Raw genomic sequence first — 21,545 nt, 5'->3', positions numbered from 1 at the left:
GTTGCTTACAATGTCGCCCGCAAGCGGTCCGGTACCCCCCATCGGCTGCAGACACACCATCGCGTCGGCAGCATCCGGCCCTGATCCAGCGCCGGCCTGCATTCGCCGCGCCAGGAGCCTCACCGGCATGACATATTGGCGGACATCGCGCGATGCCGATCCCAGTGATCGCGCATCAGGCGCACGCGGCCCTCTCTGGGCCCTGGATTCATGGAATTGGACGGGAGGCTTCGGTGGCGGACGCTGATGTGCTGGATGCCAGTGGCTTCGATGCCCTGGTCGTGGGTGCCGGATTTGCCGGAAGCGTCTGCGCACGGGAACTGGCCGATGCCGGCTGGTCGGTGCTGGTCGTCGACAGTCGCCCGCACATCGGCGGCAATGCCCACGACAAGCGCGATGCCTCGGGACTGCTGATCCATCCGTATGGTCCGCACATCTTCCATACCAACGGTAAGCGGATCTTCGAATACCTGTCGCGCTTCACGCACTGGCGGTTCTACGAGCACCGCGTGCTGGCCAGCGTCGAAGGCGCGCTGTACCCGATCCCGATCAACCGCACCACGATCAACACGCTGTACGGGCTCGCGCTCGACGAGGCCGGCGTCGCCGCGTTCCTGGAAGCGCGCGGCACCCACCGGCAGCCGGTCAAGACCAGCGAAGACGTGGTGCTGAACAGCGTCGGCGAAGACCTGTGCGACAAGTTCTTCCGCCATTACACGCGCAAGCAGTGGGGACTGGACCTGTCGGAGCTGTCGGCCGGCGTCGCCGCGCGCATCCCGACGCGCACCAACGACGACGACCGCTACTTCGGCGATACGTTCCAGTTCATGCCGGCCGAGGGCTACACGCGGATGTTCGAGCGTATGCTCGACCATCCGGCGATCACCGTCCGCACCGGCGTCAGCTATGTCCGCGAGCAGACCATCGCGCCGCGCCGGCATACCGTGTATTCCGGCCCCGTCGACGCCTACTTCGGCGCCTGCCACGGCAAGCTGCCGTACCGCAGCCTGCGCTTCGAGCACGAGCACCTGCCCGACCAGGCCTGGCTGCAGCGCACCGGCACCGTGAACTATCCCAACGACCACGATTACACCCGGATCACCGAGTTCAAGCACCTGACCGGCGAGGATCATGCCGGCACCTCGATCGTGCGCGAGTATCCGACCGCCGAGGGCGAGCCGTTCTACCCGATCCCGCGGCCGGAGAACGAAGCGCTGTACCAGCGCTACAAGGCGATGGCCGAGCAGGAAGCCGACGTCAGCTTCGTCGGGCGGCTGGCGCAGTACCGTTACTACAACATGGACCAGGTGGTCGGCGCGGCGCTGGCCGTGTCGGGCAAGGTACTGGGCCGTCGCCAGGAGAATGAAGCATGAGCCAGCGTCGCAACCTGGTGCTGGTGCGCGCCGGCGACCAGTCGACCCATCCCGGATGGCTGGAAGACGAGGATCGCAACTTCGATATCTTCGTCAGTTATTTCGGCAAGGAAGCCGGGCGTTACGCCGACACCGCCGAGTACCACGAAGACCGCAAGGGCATGAAGTGGCCGATCCTCGGCGAGCTGCTGCAGGCGCATCCCGAGCTGGTCGAGCGCTATGCCTATTTCTGGTTCCCCGACGACGACCTGGTCGCGTCCACGGACACCGTCAACCGCATGTTCGACCACGCGGCCGCGTTCCAGCTGGCGCTGTCGCAGCCGGCGTTGACGCGCGATTCCTATTTCACCTGGCCGCTGCTGCTGCAGGACGCGCACTACGCACTGCGCTTCACGCGCTTCATCGAAGTCATGGGACCTGTGTTCGATCGCGCCGCGTTGCGGGTCTGCCTGCCGACGTTCACCGAGAGCACCAGCGGCTGGGGCCTGGATTCCTTGTGGCCGGGCCTGCTGGCCGATCGCGGCGAGGAGGCGATCGCGATCATCGACGCCACACCCGTGCGCCACTCGCGTCCGGTCGGCGGCGGCGAGCTCTACAAGAACACCGGCATGTCGGTGGCCAACCAGGACAAGGCGGCGCTGTTCGCCAAGTACGGACTGACGGTCGATGTGCTGGCGGACGCGCGCTATTTCTCCGGTGGCATCCGTCGCGTGCGGCCGGGCTGGTGGGGCACGCAACTGGCTGCGATCTCGCGCAGCCTGCGCCAGTTCAACTATCGCCGGCTCGAGCGGCGCGAACGTCGCAATGCCCTGAAGGGCCCGCAGCAGGCTGTGGAGTAGTCCGGCATGTTGCCCGCGGACTGCCAGTGCTTCCTGATCAACCTCGACCGCTCGCCGGACCGGCTGGCGGCGATGCTGCCGCGCCTGCAGGCGCAGGGCATCACGTTCGAGCGCATCCCCGGCGTCGACGGCATGGCGCTGAGCGAGGACGAGTTCCGCGAACAGACGCGCGAGAACCGCTACTACAAACCGATCCGGCGTGGCGAGGTCGGCTGCCAGCTCAGCCACCTGAAGGCCCTGCAGCGCTTCCTGGCCTCGGACGCGCGCTACGCGCTGGTGCTCGAGGACGATGCCGAGTTCGACGCCGATGTCAGCGATGTACTGGCCGAAGCGCTGGCGTTGCGTGCGCGCACGACCGATCCGCTGCTGCAATGGGATGTGCTGAAGCTCAATCGCAAGCGCCGTCGCCATATCGACCTGGCCGCGCTGGGAGCGCAGCGCAGGCTGGTCGAGTACGGGCTCAGCGTGCCGTCGACGACCACGGCTGCGGTGTGGACGCGCGCGGGTGCGGAACGCTGGGTGCGGGCCTATCGCGGCACCGCGCGTCCGATCGATTGCGACCTGCAGCATCCCTGGGAATTCGGGCTGGGCATCCTGTCGGTGCATCCGCCGGTGGTCTCCGCCGAAGATGTGGCGTCGGCGATGGGCAGCTCCGACCGGGTGACCCGCAATCCATGGCCCAAGCTGCGCTACGAGCTCAACCGCGTCTGGCCGCGGCTGCGGCATTTCAGCCAGCGCTATGGTTGGGGCGTGCTTTTCGCTTGGCTGGGGCGCCGCCGCATCGACTACGCCGGTCGCGTGTCCGGCGAGGGCGCGCGTTGATGGCGTCGTCGCCGCACGGCAAGGTCCGCGTGCTGCATTTCGTCACCGGCGGATTCTCCGGCGGCGCGACCCAGGTCGCGATCCAACTGGTCAATGCGGAACATGCCGGCGATCGCATCGAGCCGTTGCTGGTGCTGCGGCGCAAGCGGCGCACGGATCCGGCGCGCATCGAGGAGCTGCAGCGCGCCGGCACGCCGTTGCGCGTGGTGGCGGGCTGGTCGCATGCGGCCACGATCTGGCAACTGATGCGCGTCTGCCGCGAATTCCAGCCCGACGTACTGGTCGCGCATGGGTTCAGCGAACACCTGTGGGGACGGTATGCCGGCCTGCTGGCCAAGGTGCCGCACCTGGTCCACGTCGAACACAACACGCGCGAGCGTTACACGCGCTGGCGGCTGGCGCAGTCGCGCTGGCTGGCCGCGCGGACCTCGCGTATCGTCGGCTGCTCCGAAGGCGTGCGCCAGGCCCTGCTGGACATGGGCATGCCGGCCGGACGCACGATCGCGATCCCCAATGGTGTCCGCCTGGAACCGTTCGCGGAGGCCGACGCGCATCCGTATGCCTCGCGCGTGCCCGGCATCGTCATGGTGTCGCGCCTGTCGAAGCAGAAGGACCATCCGACCCTGCTGCGCGCGCTGGCGCTGCTGCGCGACCGTGGCCTGCAGCCGCCGTTGTTGCTGGCCGGCGGCGGCAAGCGCGCGCATCGGCGGCCGCTGGAAAAACTGATCGTCGAGCTGGGCCTGCAATCGCAGGTCAGCCTGCTCGGCGTCGTCCGCAACGTGCCCGAGCTGTTGATGGGTCACCAGCTGGCGGTGTTGAGCACGCATTACGAAGGCATGCCGCTGGCCCTGATCGAAGGCATGGCCGCAGGTTGCGCGGTGGTCGGCAGCGCGGTTCCCGGCGTGCGCGAAGTGCTGGTCGATGGCGTCGACGGCCGGCTCGTGCCGGAGTCAGATCCGGTCGCACTGGCCGATGCGCTGGAAGCGTTGCTGCGCGACCCGGCGCAGGCCGCGCAACTGGCGGCGGCCGCGCGTCGCAAGGCGCTGCAGCACCACGGCCGGGAACTGATGAACCAGCGCTACGAAGAACTGTTCCTGTCGCTGGCGTAGCAGCAGCCATGGCCGGTGCTGCGCGGTTACGCGGCCGAACCGGTGGCGCCGCTCACCAGCGCAGCGGTCGCCGCGCGATTTCCTTCTGCAAACGTTCCAGCAAGACCTGCGCCTGTGCCAGCGGCAGGTAGCGGATCCGCAGCGAGGGCGCCATCGCTCCGGCACCGGCGGTGTCCAGCCATAGCGATGCCATGCCGGACCAGCGATCCAGCGGCGACTGACGCAGCTGCAGGGCCTGCAGTTTGTCGAGTTCGGCGAAGCGCCAATGCCGCGACCACCAGCCCTCGCGCACTGCGACCAGGTGGTCGTCGAGACTGTAGCCGGCACGCGCGGCGTGCCGCCGCGACAACAGCAGCCCCCATGCGATCCAGACCAGGCCCAGCAGTCCGGGCGGTCCGAACCACCAGCACAGGGCCGCGCTCAGCAGCACCGCCAGGACCACGTCGCCGATCAGCAGGCGCAGCCATGCACGCGGATGCAGGGACTGCCATTGCGATGCGGGGATCGGCCAGGTCGCACGGTCGAGCAGGTGTTGCAGCAGCGCATCGGCGTCGGCGGGCGTCGCGATCGGCGCAAGTTCCGGCAGGCCGCGCTCCTGGTTCGATGGGTCCTGCGCGCTGGCGGTGTAGATCTCCACGCTGCATCGCTTCAGCAGCCGATGCAGCAGGCCCTCGCGCAGGGTCCAGGCCTGGATGCGCCGGCGCGGCACGCTGGTGCGCAACTGCGTCAGCAGGCCACGGGTCACGGTCAGCCGGCGCCCATATTCGTCGAGCCGGAAGCCGTGATAGCGGATCAGCGCGAGCGCGATCGAGAACAACCGCACCAGCAGCAGCGCGACCAGCACCAGGCTGGCCGCCAGGGCGCCGGTCACCAGCCAGTCGCCGTTGAAGCGCCCGGCATAGCCGAGGCCGGCCTCTGCCAGGTCGCGGAGCGCGTGCGAGATCGTGCGCTCCGGAAACACCTGCCACGACAGCGCGAATGCACCGGCAATGACGACCATGCCGCGGTTGGACACCAGGCCGACGCGAACGATGTCGGCCCACGACAGGCGCAGCAGTGTGCGTCCGGTGCTCCCGGCATGGGCGTCGTCGAGTGTCGTCCCGGTGCCGGATGACTTCGACGGCATCGACGCCGTGGAAGCTGTGGGCGGGGACAACGCCTCCGATATGGCGTCGGCTGGAATGTCGGCAGGGTTCGCGCGACCGCGCGTGCGGATCGCCTGCTCCAGCGTCAGCGCGTCGGCCAGCTTCAGCACGCGCATCTGCGCTTCCGGCTTCTGCCCGCCGGCCGATTCCAGCTTGACCTCGGCGACGCCGAACGTCCGGTGCAGCAGCGACTGGTGCAGAGCGACGTTGTGGATGCGCGAGAACGGCACCTGGCGCAGGCTGCGTTCGAGCAGGCCGCTGCGGACGAACAGGCTGTCGCGGCCGATGCGGTAGCGATAGGTGAAGTAGCTGCGGACCGATCCGCCGACGAGCAGCAGCACGATGATGCCGGCACCGATCAGTTGGTAGCGGTCCTCACTGCGACCACCGAAGAACACCAGCACGATCAGCGGCAGCAGGAACTGGCGCAGCTGCGCCAGCAACACGAACAGCCACGACCACGGGTGCAGGCGCCGTTCCGGGCCCATCACCAGTCCGTGGGCGTCGGTCGCGTGGCCCCCCGCTGTCACGGGCGGTGGCGTTGCGGCCGGGTCGTGCTCCGGCGTCGTCTCAGTCGTCGTCATCGTCGGTTTCAATGCGTTGCGCCAACTGGTCGCGCAGCTGTTCGGCACAGGCGGTGTCCAATCCGCCGATCGACACCGCGCTGTGGCGGGTGCCGGCGGTGTGGATGATCAGCGTCGACAGGTCGAAGCGGCGCTCGATCGGCCCGCGGGTGATGTCGAGGTGCTGCACGCGCGAGCCGGGGACGCGGGTGTCGCTGTGCCACAGGTAGCCCCGGCGCAAGGCGAAGCCCTGCGCGTCGATCCGCCAGCGCGTATTCGCGTAACGCCTGCGCGCGCTCCAGACCAGCAACGCCGGCACCACGACCAGGGTCGCCACCGCCAGCGCGATCGCCAGGGGCTTCGACGACACCAGCAACCCGATCGGGATCAGGGCGACCACCGCGATGACGAGCGCGCTGACCAGGGCGGAGATCGTGAACAGGCTGCGCGCGCGCGCCGGCAGCGCCTGCCAGCCGTCGTCGCCGGGCGTCACGCCCGCGGTCCCCGTCTGCGCGGTGGCGCGAACGGCGACGGAGGCCTCGGCGCTGGTTGGAGCGAGCGGGGAGGGCTCGTCGACGGTCATCGGCGCTGCTCCAGGTCTTCGTAGGGATTGGGTTCGCCGCTGCCTTCCGGCCGTGCCTTGTAGCGCTTGTAGGTCCATTGGTACTGGGCGGGGTCGCGCCGGGCGATCTTCTCGACATCGCCGTTCAACGCAGCCAGCGCGGCGCGTGGATCGCTCGACGTCAGCGCGGCGTCGGCCGGCATCACGTGCAGCGCGAAATCCAGCCCGGTGCCAATGCGCTCGCACCAGGCGTACAGCACGGTCGCGCCGCTGCGCTCGGCCAGCCGGGGCAGCAGAGTCATTGTCAGCGCTTCGACGCCGAAGAACGGCGCAAACCCGCCATCGCCGGCCTTGGGCTGCTGGTCGGGCAGGATGCCGACGACGCCGCCATCGCGCAGCAGCTTGAACAGCGTACGGATGCCCTGCCCCTCGGCGCGGACCTGGGTGACGCGCTCGGCATCGGCGCGGACCAGGCGCAGGAAGGCTTCGCCGACCGCTGATTCCGGTGCCCGGTACAGGATCGCCAGCGGCGTCTGCGTGGCCAGCCACTGGTTCAGCAGCTCCCAGTTGCCGAAATGCGGCGCCGCGACGATGACGCCCTTGCCCGAGGCGATCGCCGCCTGGAAATGCGCCAGGCCGTGCACCTGGCGGATCAGGGCGAGGTTCTGCGCATGTGGCCGGGTCCACAGCCGGAACGTCTCCAGCGTCTGCCGGGCGGTCGTCCGCAACACGCGCCGCTGCAGCTCCTGGCGCTGGCTGGGCAGCAGTTCGGGGTACACCAGTTCCAGGTTGCGCAGCGCGACCCGGCTCTCGCGCGCGTCCAGCCGCCACCACAGCCAGGCCAGGCCATCGGCCAGCCGGCGCAGGACCGGCCACGGCAGCCGGGTGAACGCCGAAACGGCGAGATGCAGCAGGCGGGCGGTCAGGCGGGTCAGCACATTGGTCATCGCGGCAGTGTAGCGGGCCGTCGCGGCGGCAGATCGTGGCCGGGGCGCCAGACGGGACTCCCCGGCCGGGCGGTGGCTGGACGGGCAATTGGTGGAGGGGGCGGTCAGGGATGGCAAATCGCGGGCGACCATGGTCTGCTTTGCCGCCCCTCTTGCCGCGGTCCCGCCATGCTTGCCTTGATCCAGCGCGTCACCCAGGCCTCGGTCAGCGTCGACGACGCCGTCATCGGCCGGATCGGCCCCGGGCTGCTGGCGCTGGTCGGGGTCGAACCCGGCGACGGCGACTCCCAGGTGCAGCGGATGACCGAGCGCCTGCTCGGCTACCGGGTCTTCTCGGACGCCGAGGGCCGGATGAACCGCTCCCTGGCCGACACCGGCGGCGGCCTGCTGCTGGTCAGCCAGTTCACCCTGGCCGCTGATACCCGCTCCGGCATGCGCCCCGGCTTCAGCACGGCCGCGCCGCCGGCCGAGGCCGAGCCGGTGTTCGGGCGCCTGCTGGCCCGCTGCCGGGAAGTTCATGCGGGGGGGGTGGAAACCGGGCGGTTCGGGGCCCATATGGTGATCAGCCTGGTCAATGATGGCCCGGTCACCTTCCTGCTCCGGGCCTGACCCCGCCCCCGGGATGGTATAATTACGGGTTCACTTTTCTCCCCGGTGCGCGCCACATGGCGAACGAACGTCCAGCTCAGCAGTCCGACATCAAGCTCCTGATCAGCAAGGGCCTGGAGCAGGGCTACCTGACCTACGCCGAAGTCAACGATCACCTCCCCGACGATCTCGTCGATCCGGAGCAGATCGAGGACATCATCGGCATGATCAACGGCATGGGCATCGACGTCCATGAAGTCGCGCCGGATGCGGAGACCCTGCTGCTGGCCGGTGCCAGCGACGGTGGCCGCGAAGTCGACGAAACCGCCGCCGAGGAAGCCGCTGCGGCGCTGACCTCGCTCGACAGCGAAGGCGGCCGCACGACCGACCCGGTGCGCATGTACATGCGCGAGATGGGCACGGTCGAGCTGCTGACCCGCGAAGGCGAGATCGCGATCGCCAAGCGCATCGAGGAAGGCTTGAACCAGATGCTGGCCGCGCTGGCCAGCTTCCCGTGGTCCGTGCAGCTGCTGCTGGAGGATTACGAGTTGCACAAGGGCGGCAAGAAGCGCCTGGCCGAGATCGTGGTCGGCTTCAACGACCTGATCGACGAAGAGCCCGTGCCTGCCGCGGCTGCCAGCGATGACGACAGCGATGCCGAGGCCGACGAGGATGGCGACGACGACGACACCGGCGATGCCGAGGAAGCCGGTCCGACCGGTCCGGACCCGGCCGAGGTCGCGCGCCGCATGGAAGCGCTGGCCGACGGCTACGCCAAGTTCCAGAAGTCCTACGCCAAGAACGGCGCCGACGCCAAGCCGGTGCTGAAGCTGCGCGAGGAGATGGCGGAGGTCTTCGTCACCCTGAAGCTGCCGCTGCCGCTGACCGATACTCTCGTGCGCAAGCTGCGCGACGTCGTCGGCGAGATCAAGGACCACGAGCGCCGCATCCTGGGCCTGGCCACGCGCACCGCCAAAATGCCGCGCAAGGACTTCATCCGCGCCTGGGAAGGCAACCAGACCAACCTGGGCTGGGTCGACGACGCGCTCAAGCGCAAGCAGAAGTGGTCGTCGGGCCTGCGCGAGGTCAAGGACCAGATCGTCGCCGAGCAGGAAGCCACCCTCGCCATCGAGAAGGCGATGATGGTGACCCTGGCTGATCTCAAGGAGATCAACCGCGCGATGGCCTATGGCGAAGCCAAGGCACGCAAGGCCAAGAAGGAAATGGTCGAGGCCAACCTGCGCCTGGTGATCTCGATCGCCAAGAAGTACACCAACCGCGGCCTGCAGTTCCTCGACCTGATCCAGGAAGGCAACATCGGCCTGATGAAGGCCGTCGACAAGTTTGAGCACCGCCGCGGCTTCAAGTTCTCGACCTATGCCACCTGGTGGATCCGCCAGGCGATCACGCGCTCGATCGCCGACCAGGCGCGTACGATCCGCATCCCGGTCCACATGATCGAGACGATCAACAAGCTCAACCGCATTTCCCGCCAGATGCTCCAGCAGTACGGCCGCGAGGCCACGCCGGAGGAGCTGGCCAAGGAAATGGACATGCCCGAGGACAAGATCCGCAAGGTCATGAAGATCGCCAAGGAGCCGATCTCGATGGAGACCCCGATCGGCGACGATGAGGACTCGCACCTGGGCGACTTCATCGAGGACACCAACGTCGAGTCCCCGATCGAGAACACCGTCAACATCAACCTGTCGGAAACCGTCCGCGACGTGCTCGCCGGCCTGACCCCGAGGGAAGCCAAGGTGCTGCGCATGCGCTTCGGCATCGACATGAACACCGACCACACCCTCGAGGAAGTCGGCAAGCAGTTCGACGTCACCCGCGAGCGCATCCGTCAGATAGAGGCCAAGGCGCTGCGCAAGCTGCGTCACCCGAGCCGCTCCGAGCAGCTGCGCAGCTTCCTCGATATCGAGTAAGCCGGCACGGCCTGTCGCACCCGCGAACCCGCCACCCGGCGGGTTCGCTGTTTTCGCGGGTAGAATTCCAGCCCGACGGGCCTATAGCTCAATGGTTAGAGCAGAGGACTCATAATCCTTTGGTTCCAGGTTCGAGTCCTGGTGGGCCCACCACTTCAGATCAGCGGGTTGCGGCAAGCCCATCCTGCGTGCACCAGGCAGGGCACGCATGTCTTGTCGTGGGCATCCATCGGCAACAGCTTGATGTCCATCAATAACCCATCCGGGGCGATCCGTTCGAGGCTTGTCACTCCTCCTCGATGTCGAGACAGCGCTGCGTGCGCATCACATGGCGGCATCGTTTCATGACGTGTGCATGACTGCCGCGCGCGGCTTCGCACTGCGCTTACAACTTTCCCGCTAGAGTCCTGCGCTTGATTGGGTCTGGCGGGTTTCTGGTGCGACGACGCGATGTATTGGCAGCGGCGATGGCGATGCCATGGCTGGGAGTGGGCTGGCAGGCACTGGCCGCGCAGGCCGGGGCTGGAACCGTTTTCAACGACGACACCGTCGCCCAGTTGGCGCGCGCATTGGCCGCCAAACCCTATGCGGCCCCCGACGATTCGCTGCCGCCGGTCCTCGATGGCGCCAGCTACGACCAGTACCGCGACCTGCGCTTCCGTCCCGACCAGGCGCTGTGGCGCGGGCAGGGGCGTCGCTTCGAGGCGCAGTTCTTTCATCGCGGTTTCCTGTTCAAGCCACGCGTGGAACTGCATGCGGTCGAGGACGGGCAGGCGCGTCGCTTGCCGTTCTCGACGGCCCAGTTCGATTACGCGCCGGGATCGCCGCCGCAGGTCGACGACGTCGGCTTTGCGGGCTTCCGCCTGCATGCGCCGCTCAACAGCACCGAGTATTTCGACGAGATCGCGGTCTTCCTCGGCGCCAGCTATTTCCGCGCGGTCGCCAAGGGCCTGGCCTATGGGCTGTCGGCGCGCGGGCTGGCGCTGGGCACGGGCGATCCGGGGCCGGAAGAATTTCCGCGCTTCACCGCGTTCTGGCTGCACCGGCCGGCGGCGGGCGCTAATACCATCACCGTCGATGCGCTGCTCGACAGCCCGCGGGTCGCCGGTGCGTTCCGCTTCGTCATCACGCCGGGCGACGAGACGGTGTTCGACGTCGACGCGCGGCTGTTCCCGCGCGTGGCACTGGCCGACGCCGGCATCGCCGCGCTGACCAGCATGTACCACTTCGATGCCGCCGATCGCCTGCGTATCGACGACTACCGGCCGGCGGTCCACGATTCCGACGGCTTGGTGCTGATGACCGGCACGGGCGAGCAGGCCTGGCGCGCGCTGCGCAATCCGACGCGGTTGCAGCACAGCGGGTTCCAGGATCGCCATCCGCGCGGCTTCGGCCTGATGCAGCGCAAGCGCGACTTCAGCGCCTACGAGGATGCCGAAGCCGGGTACGAGAAGCGACCGGGCGCCTGGGTTGAGCCGCTGGGCGACTGGGGCGCCGGCGAGGTGCACCTGGTCGAGATCCCGACGGCCGACGAGTACCACGACAACATCGTCGCGTTCTGGCGGCCGTCTGCACCGTTGCAGGCCGGCGTCGAGAGCCGCTGGCGCTATCGCCTGCACTGGACGGCCGGCCATGTCTGGCTGCCGGCGCTGGCGATCGTGCAGGCGACGCGCAGCGGCGCCGCGCCACGGCAGAAGGAGCCCTCTCGCCTGTTCGTCATCGACCTGGCCGGCGGTGCCGCGTTGCCGGGCGAAACGCTGCCGACGATCGAGACGCGCGCGTCGGCCGGCGAACTGCGCAACGTGGTCGTGCACCGCCGCCCCGGCGGCGGCTGGCGCGTAGGCTTCGAGCTGGTCCCGGGGCGCGCCGATGTCGCCGAGTTGCGCATGCGGCTGATGCATGCCGGCCAGCCGTACTCTGAAACCTGGTTGTACCGGTGGACGGCATGAGCCCGCGTCCCGTGGTCGATCCGGCGGCGATCGCCGGCTGGATGCCGGCCGAAGCGCCGTTGACGATGCCGGTGCAGTCGCTGCGCGAAGGCGCCCTGGTACAGCGCTCGCGGCCCTCCTCGCCCCATGGCATGGCCTGGCGACGCGCGCTGATCGTCAGCATGGCGGCGGTGCTGACACTGTTTGCGACCTACCAGATCTGGTGGCTGCTGCGGATCGGCGGCATCGATGTGCTCGAAGGCCTGCTGCTGCTGGTGTTCGTGCCTTTGTTCGCGTGGATCGTGCAGTCGTTCACCAGTTCGCTGGCCGGCTTCGTGCTGGTGCTGCTGCGCCAGCCGGCGCGGCTGGGCATCGATCCGGCGGCGCCATTACCGGCGCTGCGGACGCGTACCGCCCTGCTGATGCCGACCTACAACGAGGATCCCGAACGCCTGATGGCGGGCCTGCAGGCGATCCTGGAGTCGCTGGACGAGACCGGGCAGGGTGCGTGGTTCGACGTCTTCGTGCTCAGCGATACCCGCGATCCCGGCATCCATGCGCGCGAGTTGAATGCGTTCGCGCGGTTACGCCAGCACAACGGCGCGGTGAACCTGCATTACCGTCGTCGCGACGACAACACCGAGCGCAAGGCCGGCAACATCTCCGACTGGGTGCGCGGCTGGGGCGGCGCGTATCCGCAGTTCCTGATCCTCGACGCCGACAGCCTGATGACCGGCGACACGCTGGTCCGGCTGGCTGATGCGATGACGCGCAACGACGACGTCGCACTGGTGCAGACGCTGCCGGTGATCGTCAACGGCGCGTCGATGTTCGCGCGCATGCAGCAGTTCGCCGGACGCATGTACGGCCCGGTGATCGCCCATGGCGTGGCCTGGTGGCATGGCGCGGAAAGTAATTACTGGGGCCACAACGCGATCATCCGCACCGCCGCGTTCGCCGCGCATGGCGGCCTGCCGGCACTGGGCGGCACGGTGCCGTTCCGCGGGCATGTGCTGAGCCACGACTTCGTCGAGGCCGCGTTGCTGCGGCGCGGCGGTTGGGCGCTGCACATGATCCCGTCACTGGAAGGCAGCTACGAGGAAGGCCCGCCGTCGCTGACCGACATGCTGGTGCGCGACCGTCGCTGGTGCCAGGGCAACCTGCAGCATGGCGGCGTGCTGGCGACCCGTGGCCTGCATTGGGTCAGCCGCTGGCACCTGCTGATCGGTATCGGCCATTACCTGACCGCGCCGTTGTGGGCGATGCTGATCCTGATCGGCCTGGGCATTCCTCTGCAGCACGGCATTCCCGGCCAGGATGGTTTCTCGGTCGCCGGTTACTGGATGGCGCTCGATGAAGACCGCTTCCTGGGCGTGTTCCTGCTGACGATGGGAATGCTGTTCGCGCCCAAGGTCATGGGTTACGTGGCCACGCTGTGCGATGCGCGCATGCGCCGTGGGTGCGGTGGCGCGCTGCGCAGCCTGGTCAGCGTGCTGATCGAGAACGTGCTGGCCGCGCTGATGGCGCCGGTGACGATGTACGTGCAGTCGCGCGGCGTCGCCGAAGTGCTGGCCGGCCGCGACTCTGGCTGGGATGCGCAGCAGCGCGACGATGGCCGCCAGACCCTGGGCGACCTGTGGCGCAGCTATCGCGGTACGACCGTGCTGGGCCTGGTCATGGGCGTCGCGGCGTGGTCGATGTCGCCGGGCCTGGCGCTGTGGATGTCGCCGGTGATCCTGGGCCTGGTCGGGTCGATCCCGATCGTCATGCTGACCTCGTCGCGCGCGATCGGGGGATGGATGCGCCGGCACGGGCTGTTTTCGACCCCGGAAGAGCTCGCGCCGCCGAAGGTCCTGCAGCGCGCCGCCGAACTGCGTGCGCGTGCGGCGGACGACGCGCGCGCGGCGCTGCCTCCCGCCACCGATGCGCCGCTGAAGCCGGGCGCGATCTGAGCACCTGCTGACGCGCCTGCTGCGCTTGCCAGCTGGCGCGCGTGCGGTGCTTGAGCTGCTGATGTATCTGCACCTGCATGGCGCTTTCTACGTTCCGCCACCCGACCTCTGACTGCGCTCGCGACAGATCGTGAGCAGGGTTCGAGGCCTTGTCGGCATTGCTTCGCACTGACCGGTCGCGCGGCGGGCTGCCAGCAGGTTGCCGCCGGTTGTTATGCTGCACGGCCCCTAGACCTGGCTGCCTTGCCCCATGACCGACGCATTGCTGGACACCATCGAACGCGAGACCGGCGCCGACCCGCAATGGAGCGTGATCTGGCTGCATGGCCTCGGCGCGGACGGCAACGACTTCGTGCCGATCGTGCCGGAACTGCTGCGGCCGGAGTGGCCGGCGCTGCGCTTCGTGTTCCCGAACGCGCCGCTGCGCGCGGTGACGATCAACAACGGTGCGCGCATGCGGGCCTGGTACGACATCAAGGATTTCGATCTCGCCAACCGTGCCGACGAGCAGGGCGTCGAGGAGTCAATCGTGCAGGTGGACGCGCTGATCGAGCGCGAGCGGCAGCGTGGCGTGCCGGCGTCGCGGGTGATCCTGGCGGGCTTCTCGCAGGGTGGCGCGATCACGCTGGCAGCAGGCCTGCGGCGCAGCACACCGCTGGCCGGGCTGATCGGCCTGTCGACCTACCTGCCGGCCGCGCACAAGGCCGAGGGGTGGCTGGTCGAGGGCGCCGCCAGCCAGCCGCTGTTCTTCGCACACGGCACCCAGGATCCGGTGGTGCCGTTCGCCGCCGGCGAGCAGAGCGCGGCGCTGATGCAGCGCTTCGGATTCGACGTCAGTTTCCATCGTTACCCGATGCCGCATTCGGTTTGCGCCGAAGAGATCGCCGATCTCGGGCAGTGGCTGTCGCAGCGGTTTGCCGCCGGTTGAGGGCCGACCGGGTGCCGGCCTGCTGCTGACGGTCGCCGTCGCGGCGGCCGCTTCCCGGGGGATTTTGCGTTAACCCTGCTGTCAGGCCCGCCTGGACACGACAGACTGTGCCCGGGCGCCGCGATGACACCCTGTCGGAACCGCGGCTACCATGCGGACCGAACGGCGTCCCACGTCCGGGGCGCGGTCGACGCCAGGGTGCACTGTCCAGCAGGGGAGCCGATGTGAGGATCATCATTGCCGACGATGAGCCGCTGGCCCGTGAGCGCCTGCGGGCGCTGCTGCTCGCGCAGCCCGGTGCCGACGTGGTGGCCGAGGTCGGCGACGGCCGCGCTGCGCTGCAGGCCTGCGACGAACACGCGCCCGACCTGATCCTGCTCGACATCGCGATGCCCGGAATGGATGGCCTCGAAGTGGCGCGCCACCTGGCGGCGTTCGAGTCGCGTCCCGCGGTGGTGTTCTGCACCGCCTATGACGCGCATGCGCTGTCGGCGTTCGAGGCGGCCGCGGTCGATTACCTGGTCAAGCCGGTACGGCCCGAGCGGCTGCAGGCGGCGCTGGAGCGCGCGCGCACGTTCACCGCAGGTCGCGAACGCGCGGCCGACGATGACGGCGAGCAGGGCAAGCGGCATTCGCGGACCCATCTGTGCGCACGCATGCGCGGCAACCTTCGGCTGATTCCGATCGAAGACGTGCATTACCTGCAGGCCGAGGAGAAGTACGTCGTGGTCCACCACGCCCGCGGCGAGGACCTGATCGAGGAATCGCTGAAATCGCTGGAGGACGAGTTCGGCGAGCGCTTCGTACGCATCCACCGCAACTGCCTGGTCGCGCGCCATGAGCTGCTCGAGCTGAAGCGCGGCGTCGATGGCCATGTCCAGGCGCTGCTGCGCCATGGCAAGCAGCCGCTGGAAGTCAGCCGGCGCTGTGTTGCCCAGCTGCGCGAGACCATCCGCCACCTTTAAACGCCGATCTGGCCGGCGAATCCCGAATCCGTGCCCGGGTTTGGGATAATGCGCGCATGAACCGCATCCGCATCGCCACCCGCAAGAGCCCGCTCGCCCTGTGGCAGACCGAGCACGTCGCCGAGCGCCTGCGCGCGGCCCACCCCGGTCTCGAGATCTCACTGGTGCCGCTGAGCACGCGCGGCGACGAAGTCCTGGACCGTTCGCTGGCGGCCATCGGCGGCAAGGGCCTGTTCCTGAAGGAGCTGGAGCTGGCGATGGAGCGGCAGGAGGCCGACTGCGCGGTGCATTCGCTGAAGGACGTGCCGATGGAGCTCGAGCCCGGCTTCGTGATGCCGGCGATCCTGCCGCGCGACGATGCCGCCGATGCCTTCATCAGCGGGCGCTACCAGGACATTGACGACCTGCCCGAAGGCGCCTGCGTCGGTACCTCGTCGCTGCGCCGCCAAGCCCAGTTGCGCGCCCGTCGCCCGGACCTGCGCATCATCGACCTGCGCGGCAACGTCAATACGCGCTTGGCCAAGCTCGATGCCGGCGAGTACGACGCGATCATCCTGGCCTGCGCCGGCCTGCAGCGCCTGGGCCTGGACGCGCGCATCCGCACGCGGCTGCAGTCGCCGGACTGGTTGCCGGCGCCGGCGCAGGGTGCGATCGCGATCGAATGTCGCGATCGTGATCCGGCCGCATGGGCGCTGTTGTCGGTGCTCGACGATGCGCCGACGCGGCTGTGCGTGGAAGCCGAGCGTGCGATGAACCGCGCGCTGCACGGCAGTTGCCATGTGCCGGTCGCGGCGCATGCGCTGCTGGACGGCGACCGCATCACGCTGCAGGGCCTGGTCGGCTGCGCCGAGGATGGTCGTCAGGTGCGGGCGTCGGCAGAGGCGTCCGCGCGCGAAGGCGAGACGCTTGGCATCGCGGTCGCGCGCCAGTTGATCGAGGCCGGTGCCGGCGAGTTCCTGCGGCCGCGCTGAGAACCTGTTCACGATCTTGCTGCGCTTGCCATCTGGCGCGCGTGCGGTGCTCGAAAGAACCGCCTGGAGCGGTTCTTGACAGCGCATGGCGCTGGCCCGAAGGGTGGCCGCCATGGAGGGTGGCCACAAATGCTCATGTACCTGCATGTACATTGCGCTTTCTGTCTGCTCTTCACTGGTATGCACGCCACGCGCCACCTGAGTGCGCTCGCGACAGATCGTGAACAGGCTCTGAGCCTGGTCAGCGAGCTTGGTTGGCGAGTCTGATCAGCGCGAGCTCCGTCAGAACGCGAAGCGCAGCCGCACCGAACCTTCCTTGTCGGTCTGGCCGGTGCCGCCGTTGCCGCCACTGTCGTGACGCAGTTCGAAGTCGCTGAGCAACGACCACTGCGGATCGAGTTCGAGATCGAAGCCGATGATCTGGCGCAGGTAGGTGTTCTCGCGACCGGTCTCGACCTGCACGCGCTGGCTCAGGTGGGCGCGGTCGCCGATGCGCTGCGACAGCTGCATGCCGCCACGCGCGATCGGGCCCGCCGCGCGCGTGCCGTAATCGGAATAGGGCTCGATCCGGTAACCGGTGCCGAAGTCCAGCCGCAGGTCGGTGCCCGGCGTGCGCACGGCGTGGTAGCTGTAGGTGGTGTCGACGCGCACATGGTCGCCGCGCGTGCTGAACCAGTCGCGCCGGGTGGCCGGCGAATACAGCGAGATGAAGCGCCGGGTCGCCAGCTTTGGCGAACGGATCGCGGCGATCCGGTCGGCCGTGCCGGGGGCCTTGCTGGGGGCGACGATGCGGCGGTCGAGCACTGGCGATGCGGTCTGCTTGGCCGCGGCCCACTCGGCGCCGGGGCAGCTGATGGCATAGCAGCGCTGCCGCAGCGAGACCTGTCCCGCGGCAAGCGCGATCACCGCAGGCTGCGAAGGCGCCTCCGGGAGCGGTTGCACGAAGATCGGGAGGCCGGCCACAGCCAGCCAGAGGCCCGTGAGCATCTGATGTCCATCGTTGGGCGGCTGACCATGGATTATCGCGCGTTCCCGTGACCGGCCCAAGGCTGCCAGCTGAACGGGGAGTGCGGGATGGGGCGATCCTGGCCGGGTCGCCGGGTGTCCCCTGGCGCCGCCAATGGCCATTCAACCGGCCTGGCTGGGCCATCACGGGCAAGCCGGGGGCTGTCGGACGCTGGCTTGCCGGATGGACAGCCGGAGGGAAGGGCCCGCCCAGCCGCCGCCCGGTCGCGCCGGCTCAGCAGGACCGGCTTTGGTAGGGCAGCCTCAGTAGGGCAGGTCCAGCCGCGCTGGCTCAGTAATACAGGCTCACCACATGCCTGGCTTCGGCGAAGAACAGCCAGCGCTCGACGAAGGCGCCGGCCAGCGCGCCGAGTGTGGCCAGCGCCAGCCATGCGGCCGGCTGCGCCGGCCACAGCAGGTCCAGGCCGCAGGCCAGCAGCGGCAGGCCCGCGAACAGCAGCACGCTGGCGATGCGCAGGCGGCGGGCATGCCGGCGCGCGACGACGAAGACCATCTCGCGGGTGACGAAGCTGTCCTGCGTATGCGGGCGTTCGAACACCTCGACCTTGCGCTCCGGCAATCCGACGGCTGCGCCCCGCGACCCCGGCAGCGGCGCGGAGATCGCCTGCCAGTAGCGCGCCTTCAGCGCCGCCAGCATCAGCGCGAGCACCGCCAGTGCGACCGCCAGCAGGTGGCCGGTCATCGCGTGTGGCCGCAGCAGCGCCGCCAGCACGGCCAGCAGGCCAAGTCCGGTCAGCAGCGCGAACAGCAGGTAGACCGGCACCACCAGTGGCTGCGTCCACGCGGGGATCGGCTTCAGGGAGGCGTAGATCATCGCGGTGCTGGCGACCGTGGCCAGCGCCAGCGCGGCCAGTACGACCGCGCCGATACCGACGGCGATCGCCCGTGCGGGGGCCACGCCGATGCCCGCGTCCATGGCGGGCAGCACCAGCAGCGCGAACAGGCCGGTGGCGACGACCAGGGTCGCGATCGCCAGTACGCCTTCGCGCGACAGCCACGACGTGCGCCATTGCGATAATGCCCGCCACGCGCGCTGCGGCTTGCCGAGATGGGCCAGCGAACTCAGTAGTCCGATCACCGCCAGGGTGGCGCCGATACCGAGCGCCCACGGCGGCAGGGCCTGCAGGCCGCGCATCGCATCGCCGCGCAGCGCCAGCCACAGCATCGCCAGGCCCGACCAGCACAGCAGGCCGAAGCCGGCGCCGGACAGCGTCGTGAACAGGATCACCGACAACGCGGGATGCATGGGGTCAGTGGCTCCGGATGCGTGGGGATGTTGCGCTCATCGCCGCACCAGCCTGTCCAGCCAGCGCAGCAGCGACGGAGCAGGGGGCGTCGCTTCGACGGCGACATCGCCGTCGTCCTGGTCACGGCGCGGCCGCTGCGGCAGGTAGCGGTTGACCGGCTGGTAGCCCAGTTCCGGCATCAAGGCGACGCCGCCGCGATCGGCGACCAGTTGCGAGACTGCGGAATCGGGATCGCCCAGATCGCCGAAATGCCGCGCCTTGGTCGGGCAGGCCTGTACGCAGGCGGGCACGCGCTCGCTTTCGTCGAGGTTCTGGTTGTAGATGCGGTCGACGCACAGCGTGCACTTCTTCATGACGCCTTCGACCGGCGAGTACTCGCGCGCGCCGTACGGGCAGGCCCAGGAGCACAGCTTGCAGCCGATGCACTTGTCCTCGTCGACCAGCACGATGCCGTCTTCGGCGCGCTTGTAGCTGGCGCCGGTCGGGCAGACGGTCACGCAGGCCGGCGTTTCGCAATGCAGGCAACTGCGCGGGAAGTGCAGTGTCATCGCCGGCTGCTGTTCGCTCGGCGCGACCTCGTAGCTGTGCACGCGGTTGAACCAGACGCCGACCGGGTCCTTGCCGTAGGGCTGCTCGTCGGTCAGCGGGCCGGCGATGCCGCCTGCGTTCCATTCCTTGCAACTGGTCGCGCAGGCATGGCAGCCGACGCAGGTATCAAGGTCGATGACCAGGCCCAGTTTCTTCTTCGACGGTGGCGGCAGTGACGTCATGGCAGGGTGCTCGGGAGGATCGGCTTGGGAGGATCGGTGTGTCAGGGAGGCTCAGAACGGGAAGAACCGGGGAATCAGGGCGATGGCCGACAGCCAGAAGATCACGTTCAACGGCATGCCGATCTTGACGAAGTCGCTGAAACGATACCCGCCGGCGGTGTAGACCATCGTGTTGGTCTGGTAGCTGATCGGCGTGGCGAAGCTGGTCGATGCCGCGAACGCGACCGCGATCAGCAATGGCTTGGGGTCGATGCCCATCGATTCGGCGGTGGCCAGCGCGATCGGCACGACCAGCACCGCGGAGGCGTTGTTGCTCATGAATTCGGTCAGGGCCGAGGTCATCAGGTAGATCGCCGCCAGGGCGGCCACGGGGCCGTAGGGGCCGAGCGCGCTGATCAGGAACTCCGCCGCGATGCCCGCGCCGCCGGTCTTCTGCAGCGCCACGCCCAGCGGGATGATGCCGGCCAGCAGCAGGATCACCCGCCAGTCGATCGCGCGATAGGCCTCGTCGGGATCGATCAGCCCGAACACCACCAGCGCGACGCAGCCCAGCAGTGCCGATGCGACGATCGGCAGCAGTCCCAGCGCGGCCGCGCCGATCGCCAGCGCCATGATCAGCACCGACAGCGTCGCGCGTAGGCTGTCGACCTTGCGTTGCGCGCGCTGGCCCAGCACGATCAGCCCGCGATCGCTGCGCAACTCGTCGATGGCCTTGGCCGGCGCATCGATCAGCAGCACGTCGCCGACCGAGAGCTGCACATGGTCCAGCGGCTGGCGGATGTCGAGCTGGCGGCGATGCAGGCCATGCACGCGCGCGCGATAGGTATGTCCGAAGCGCATCCCGGCCAGCGTGTGGCCGATCAGGTGCGAGCCCGGCGACACCATCGCCTCGACATGCAGGCGCTCGGCATTGGGATCGCCGTCGAGGTCGCGCGCGACATGGTCGAATGCCAGCTTCAGCGCCTTGCGGGTCGCGGCGATTTGCTTCCATTCGCCGCGCAGCAGCAGGCGGTCGCCGGTCTGGACGACGGCGTTGCCGCCATGCATCGCCTGTCCCTTGCGCAGCACCTGCAGCACGTCGACGCCATCGATGCCGTCGGGTAGCAGGTCGTCGCGATGGGTGCCGATCGCAGTCGAGGCATCGGTCACCAGCAGTTCGGCGACGTACTGACCGACGTGGTCGGTATCGTCCCCGCCGGGAATGCCGCGGTCCGGCAGCAGCCAGCGGCCGACCGTCATCAGGTAGGCCATCGCGATGCCGACGAACACGATGCCCAGCGGCGCGAATTCGAACAGCGTGAAGCCGATGCCGGCGGTCTCGCGCGCCATCGAGTCCACCAGCAGGTTCGTCGAGGTGCCGATCAGCGTGCACACGCCCGCGGTCTGCGACATGTACGACAGCGGGATCAGGAACCGAGACGGCGCCCAGCGGTTGGCGGTGCTGGCGGCCAGCACCAGCGGCAGGAATACCGCCACGGTCGCGGTGTTGTTGACGAACGCGGCCACGCACAGCACTAAGCACATCATCACCAGCAGGAACAGCCACTGCAGGCGGATGCGTGCCAGCAGGTCGCCGATCGCCACCAGGGCGCCATTGCGCTGCAATGCGCCGCTGAGCACGAACATCGCCGCGACCATCACCGTGGCCTGGTTGCTGAAACCCGATAGCGCCTCGGGCAGCGTCAGCACGCCCATCACCAGCAGGCCGGTCATGACCAGCAAGGCCACGACATCGACGCGCAGCTTCTCGGTGATGAACAGGTAGACCGCCAAGCCCATCATCGCCAGCGTCAACCACAGATCCAGGCCATGCTCCATCAGTCCCTGCCCCATCAATCCGGGCTCCATGATCCGTGGTCCATCCATGCCCTGTTTC

Annotated in this window: 18 protein-coding genes and 1 tRNA gene; 12 read left to right on the top strand and 7 right to left on the bottom strand. The window is 68.7% G+C overall.

The genetic code is table 11. The features are described 5' to 3' along the window. Nucleotides 1-233: 233 nt before the first annotated feature. Genes glf through ACYX7E_RS15775 form a run of 4 tightly spaced genes read left to right on the top strand, consistent with a single transcriptional unit; the run spans nucleotide 234 to nucleotide 4,143 of the window. Entirely contained in the window at nucleotides 234-1,373 is a 1,140-nt protein-coding gene (gene glf, locus ACYX7E_RS15790) for a UDP-galactopyranose mutase (protein ID WP_462081546.1), read from the top strand. Beyond that, nucleotides 1,370-2,212 (top strand): DUF707 domain-containing protein, encoded by an 843-nt coding sequence (locus ACYX7E_RS15785; protein WP_462081545.1) that lies wholly within the window; start codon nucleotides 1,370-1,372, stop codon nucleotides 2,210-2,212. The genes glf and ACYX7E_RS15785 overlap by 4 nt, the downstream gene beginning before the upstream one ends. Before the next feature lie 6 nt (nucleotides 2,213-2,218). Beyond that, on the top strand, nucleotides 2,219-3,034 hold the full coding sequence (locus ACYX7E_RS15780) for a glycosyltransferase family 25 protein (RefSeq protein WP_462081544.1): 816 nt from the start codon (nucleotides 2,219-2,221) through the stop codon (nucleotides 3,032-3,034). Then, a complete protein-coding gene (locus ACYX7E_RS15775) occupies nucleotides 3,034-4,143 on the top strand; it encodes a glycosyltransferase (protein WP_462081543.1) in 1,110 nt (369 codons plus the stop codon). Before ACYX7E_RS15780 ends, ACYX7E_RS15775 begins: the two co-directional genes overlap by 1 nt. A 52-nt stretch (nucleotides 4,144-4,195) precedes the next feature. On the opposite strand, the gene ACYX7E_RS15770 is transcribed toward ACYX7E_RS15775, so the two are convergent. The 3 genes from ACYX7E_RS15770 to ACYX7E_RS15760 all read right to left on the bottom strand — a co-directional run bounded on the left by ACYX7E_RS15770 (nucleotide 4,196) and on the right by ACYX7E_RS15760 (nucleotide 7,360). Beyond that, nucleotides 4,196-5,776, bottom strand: coding sequence for a PH domain-containing protein (locus ACYX7E_RS15770; protein WP_462081576.1), 1,581 nt, complete (start codon nucleotides 5,774-5,776; stop codon nucleotides 4,196-4,198). Between the two features lie 82 nt (nucleotides 5,777-5,858). Continuing rightward, on the bottom strand, nucleotides 5,859-6,434 hold the full coding sequence (locus ACYX7E_RS15765) for a PH domain-containing protein (RefSeq protein WP_462081542.1): 576 nt from the start codon (nucleotides 6,432-6,434) through the stop codon (nucleotides 5,859-5,861). Further along, nucleotides 6,431-7,360 (bottom strand): lauroyl acyltransferase, encoded by a 930-nt coding sequence (locus ACYX7E_RS15760; RefSeq protein ID WP_462081541.1) that lies wholly within the window; start codon nucleotides 7,358-7,360, stop codon nucleotides 6,431-6,433. The genes ACYX7E_RS15765 and ACYX7E_RS15760 overlap by 4 nt, the downstream gene beginning before the upstream one ends. A 168-nt stretch (nucleotides 7,361-7,528) precedes the next feature. On the opposite strand from ACYX7E_RS15760, the gene dtd reads away from it, so the two are divergent. The 8 genes from dtd (at nucleotide 7,529) to hemC (ending at nucleotide 16,626) form a co-directional block, all read left to right on the top strand. Further along, entirely contained in the window at nucleotides 7,529-7,969 is a 441-nt protein-coding gene (gene dtd, locus ACYX7E_RS15755; protein ID WP_462081540.1) for a D-aminoacyl-tRNA deacylase, read from the top strand. 56 nt (nucleotides 7,970-8,025) lie between these two features. Continuing rightward, on the top strand, nucleotides 8,026-9,882 hold the full coding sequence (gene rpoD / locus ACYX7E_RS15750; protein WP_462081539.1) for an RNA polymerase sigma factor RpoD: 1,857 nt from the start codon (nucleotides 8,026-8,028) through the stop codon (nucleotides 9,880-9,882). Between the two features lie 77 nt (nucleotides 9,883-9,959). Next, nucleotides 9,960-10,035 (top strand) — tRNA-Ile (locus ACYX7E_RS15745). Nucleotides 10,036-10,319: 284 nt separating this feature from the next. Next, entirely contained in the window at nucleotides 10,320-11,831 is a 1,512-nt protein-coding gene (locus ACYX7E_RS15740) for an OpgD/OpgG family glucan biosynthesis protein (protein WP_462081538.1), read from the top strand. Further along, the gene (gene mdoH, locus ACYX7E_RS15735) at nucleotides 11,828-13,762 is read left to right on the top strand and encodes a glucans biosynthesis glucosyltransferase MdoH (RefSeq protein ID WP_462081537.1); all 1,935 of its coding nucleotides are present in this window, start codon (nucleotides 11,828-11,830) and stop codon (nucleotides 13,760-13,762) included. Before ACYX7E_RS15740 ends, mdoH begins: the two co-directional genes overlap by 4 nt. A 250-nt stretch (nucleotides 13,763-14,012) precedes the next feature. Continuing rightward, nucleotides 14,013-14,690: an alpha/beta hydrolase gene (locus tag ACYX7E_RS15730; RefSeq protein WP_462081536.1), complete on the top strand. Its 678-nt coding sequence runs from the start codon at nucleotides 14,013-14,015 to the stop codon at nucleotides 14,688-14,690. A gap of 224 nt (nucleotides 14,691-14,914) precedes the next feature. After that, nucleotides 14,915-15,655 (top strand): LytR/AlgR family response regulator transcription factor, encoded by a 741-nt coding sequence (locus tag ACYX7E_RS15725; protein WP_462081535.1) that lies wholly within the window; start codon nucleotides 14,915-14,917, stop codon nucleotides 15,653-15,655. Between the two features lie 56 nt (nucleotides 15,656-15,711). After that, entirely contained in the window at nucleotides 15,712-16,626 is a 915-nt protein-coding gene (gene hemC, locus ACYX7E_RS15720; RefSeq protein ID WP_462081534.1) for a hydroxymethylbilane synthase, read from the top strand. A 282-nt stretch (nucleotides 16,627-16,908) separates the two neighbouring features. On the opposite strand, the gene ACYX7E_RS15715 is transcribed toward hemC, so the two are convergent. The 4 genes from ACYX7E_RS15715 to ACYX7E_RS15700 all read right to left on the bottom strand — a co-directional run bounded on the left by ACYX7E_RS15715 (nucleotide 16,909) and on the right by ACYX7E_RS15700 (nucleotide 21,535). Then, on the bottom strand, nucleotides 16,909-17,613 hold the full coding sequence (locus ACYX7E_RS15715) for a DUF481 domain-containing protein (protein ID WP_462081533.1): 705 nt from the start codon (nucleotides 17,611-17,613) through the stop codon (nucleotides 16,909-16,911). Nucleotides 17,614-17,923: 310 nt separating this feature from the next. Further along, complete coding sequence (locus ACYX7E_RS15710; protein ID WP_462081532.1) at nucleotides 17,924-18,898, bottom strand: dimethyl sulfoxide reductase anchor subunit family protein; 975 nt, start codon at nucleotides 18,896-18,898, stop codon at nucleotides 17,924-17,926. A 36-nt stretch (nucleotides 18,899-18,934) separates the two neighbouring features. Next, nucleotides 18,935-19,669 (bottom strand): 4Fe-4S dicluster domain-containing protein, encoded by a 735-nt coding sequence (locus ACYX7E_RS15705; protein WP_462081531.1) that lies wholly within the window; start codon nucleotides 19,667-19,669, stop codon nucleotides 18,935-18,937. A gap of 51 nt (nucleotides 19,670-19,720) precedes the next feature. Next, complete coding sequence (locus tag ACYX7E_RS15700; protein ID WP_462081530.1) at nucleotides 19,721-21,535, bottom strand: SLC13 family permease; 1,815 nt, start codon at nucleotides 21,533-21,535, stop codon at nucleotides 19,721-19,723. Nucleotides 21,536-21,545 lie beyond the last annotated feature (10 nt).

This window comes from Luteimonas sp. RIT-PG2_3, assembly GCF_054902115.1.
The sequence above is the reverse complement of the archived record's forward strand: the minus strand, read 5'-3'. Positions and strand labels throughout refer to the sequence as shown.